The 2,527-nt window shown below is 62.9% G+C and carries 3 protein-coding genes and 1 pseudogene; 1 reads left to right on the top strand and 3 read right to left on the bottom strand.

Features of this window, described 5'->3' with window-relative positions:
* Window positions 1-191, bottom strand: a pseudogene (locus tag EOD15_RS32615) (cobaltochelatase subunit CobS); the annotation flags it as partial.
* Window positions 192-296: 105 nt separating this feature from the next.
* Entirely contained in the window at window positions 297-926 is a 630-nt protein-coding gene (locus EOD15_RS32610) for a J domain-containing protein (RefSeq protein ID WP_127320745.1), read from the bottom strand.
* Between the two features lie 181 nt (window positions 927-1,107).
* Between EOD15_RS32610 and EOD15_RS32605 the strand changes: the two genes are divergently transcribed.
* Window positions 1,108-1,410, top strand: a complete 303-nt coding sequence (locus EOD15_RS32605; RefSeq protein ID WP_013529365.1) for a BolA family transcriptional regulator — start codon at window positions 1,108-1,110, stop codon at window positions 1,408-1,410.
* A gap of 30 nt (window positions 1,411-1,440) precedes the next feature.
* Here the strand turns inward: EOD15_RS32605 and EOD15_RS32600 are convergent.
* The coding region (locus EOD15_RS32600; protein WP_127409216.1) for an acetolactate synthase large subunit at window positions 1,441-2,527 on the bottom strand (1,087 nt) is incomplete at its 5' end.

Raw genomic sequence — 2,527 nt, 5'->3', positions numbered from 1 at the left:
AGGATCGCCATCGTCGTGTTCTTGTCGAACAGATAGTCCGGATCGATGTCCGGCACATGCTCCGATGTCACCGAATAGGCCGGCACCACCATCTTGGACTCGAAGCCGAATTTCTCCTTCACCGACACCGTCGTGTCGGGCAGGTTGGCGATGTCACGATCGACCTTGTTCATATCTCTCAACGTCTCCACGGGCGAAACGTCTGATTTCGCCGGCAATCGATTTTGTCCGGGGGCGGTCTTAGAGCCTTTTCCAACCTTATGAAAGTTGGAAAACGACACGAACCGTATGGCCGCTCAGCACAGGCCCGCCTGTTTGAGCACGCGATAGGCCTGCAGCACATCGCGGAACCGGTCTTCCGAACCTCTGTCGCCACCATTCGCATCCGGATGGTGCAGTTTCACCAGTTCCTTATAGCGCGCCTTGATCTCCTTGCCAGTCGCCTTTGTATCAAGACCAAGCGTTTCCAGCGCCTTGGCCTCAAGCGGCTTGGCCTTGCGCTCGCGCGCCTCGCGCGGATCCTTCGGTCCCTTGAACAGGTCAAACGGGTCGCGCATGCGGTTATAGTAGCCGGCCCGGCCGGAACGCATCTGGGCCATATCGGGCGACGATCGCGTCGAGGCCCCGTTGGCGCCCATCTTCCAGGTCGGCCGGTGCCCGGTCATGGCTTCCTTCTGGAAGCGCGCGACCTCGGTGTCCGGCACGCCGGAAAAGTAGTTGAAGCCCTTGTTGTACTCGCGCACATGATCGAAGCAGAAGTGGAAATACTCGCCTTCCTTCATGCGCCCGACCGGCGCACGATGGGTGCCCGCTTCCTTGCAGCCGTCCCACTGGCAGATCGGCGAGTACGACTTCAGCTCCGCGTCCTTGTCGGGGCGGACGCGAATCTTCTCGAAATATTTGGGGTACGGCTTCATCTTACCCATTTATGGGGCGTTCGCAGATGCGAAACAAGAATTGACATTTTCGCGATCATCGCCCTAACCGCTGAATCGCGGCATAAAGCAGGCGAATGGCGGATTTTGTTGCTCGGCGGCGGCCCCTTGCGAAACCGATTTTCGGTTTCCAGGCCGAGACGCCAGCGATATGTGGTGAAGGGAGATGGCGATGTCCATACAGGCGACCATGGAAGACAAGCTCAATAAGGCATTTTCGCCGGACAGGCTGGTTATCATCAACGAGAGCCATCTCCATGCCGGCCACCACCATCACGGCTCCGACCATCACGGCACTTATGACGGCACCGGCGAGACGCATTTTCGCGTCCGCGTCGTCGCTTCCGCCTTTGCCGGCATGAGCCGCATCGACCGTCACCGCGCCGTCAATGAACTGCTTGCCGACGAATTGAAGGCCGGCGTGCACGCGCTGGCGATCGAACCGGCGGCTCCCGGCGAAAAGACCCGCTGGTAGCTCGGTTCCGCCGATCGTGTTTCGCCGCGCTCAGAGCACCGCTTCAATGAGGAACGGCCCGCGCCGTGACAGCGCGCTGTCCAGCAGCGCCTCGAAGCGCTCGCACGTATCGGCGCGAGCCGCCTCCACGCCCATGCCTTTGGCCAGCGACACCCAGTCGAGCGAGGGATGGTCGAGGTCGAGCATGCGCCTGGCGTTCTCGCCGATGGCGCCGACGCCGACATTCTTCATCTCGCCATGCAGGATCGCATAGGTTCGGTTGGAAAACACGATCGTCACCACGTCGAGCTTTTCCCGCGCCTGCGTCCACAATCCCTGCACCGTGTACATGCCGCTGCCGTCGGCTTCGAGGTTGATCACCTTGCGGTCCGGACAGGCGATTGCAGCCCCGGTCGCCATCGGGATGCCGCCGCCGATCGATCCGCCCGTGCCCATCATGTAGTCGTGCGGCGCTGCAAAGGCCGACAGCGCGAAGAAACGCCTGGCCGAGGTGACCGCTTCATCGCAAACGATCGCATCGGCCGGCAGTCTGCGCGCCACCGACAGCGCGATGGCATCTTCCGTCAGCCTGCCGTTCGGCGTTGCCTCGTCGGGAAAAGCGGCCGCGAGCACCTGTTGCGACGGCTTGATGCCAAGTTCGTCGCGAAGCGCCTCAAGCGCCGCATGCAGATCGTCGCCATGGGCGGCCAGTGTCACCACCTCGCAGCCTTCCCGAACGAGCCGTCCCGGTTTTCCCGGATAGGCGAAGAAGGCAACCGGCTCCTTCGCGCCGACTAGGATCAGAACATCGACATCCCTGAGCACAGCCATCGCCGCATCGACCGGATAGGGAATGCGGGTCGGCGCGACACGCCCGCGCCCGCGCTGCATCCGTGCGATCAGAACCTCGCCGAACAGGCGGACGCCGTTGCCCGTCGATATCTGCCCGGCGATGGCGAGCGCATCGGCGCGTGCGGCCTTTCCGCGAACGATCATGCCTGCCCGGCCCGGAGCGGCACGGATCGCCGCGGCGACCTTGCGCACGGCGTCCATATCGACGGCCGGCGCTGGCATCAGCCTCAGCTTGCCGACCGAAACCGCGTCGACTTCGCCCCAGGCGGCATCCGCCGGCAGGATC

Origin of the sequence: Mesorhizobium sp. M7A.T.Ca.US.000.02.2.1 (genome assembly GCF_003996995.1) — a bacterium.
Lineage (GTDB): Bacteria > Pseudomonadota > Alphaproteobacteria > Rhizobiales > Rhizobiaceae > Mesorhizobium.
The sequence above is the reverse complement of the archived record's forward strand: the minus strand, read 5'-3'. Positions and strand labels throughout refer to the sequence as shown.

What these genes read in the sequence shown, in the direction of transcription:
- EOD15_RS32610 (WP_127320745.1), bottom strand. Translation starts at nt 926, where the DNA reads ATGGGTAAGATGAAGCCGTACCCCAAATATTTCGAGAAGATTCGCGTC.
- EOD15_RS32605 (WP_013529365.1), top strand. Translation starts at nt 1,108, where the DNA reads ATGTCCATACAGGCGACCATGGAAGACAAGCTCAATAAGGCATTTTCG.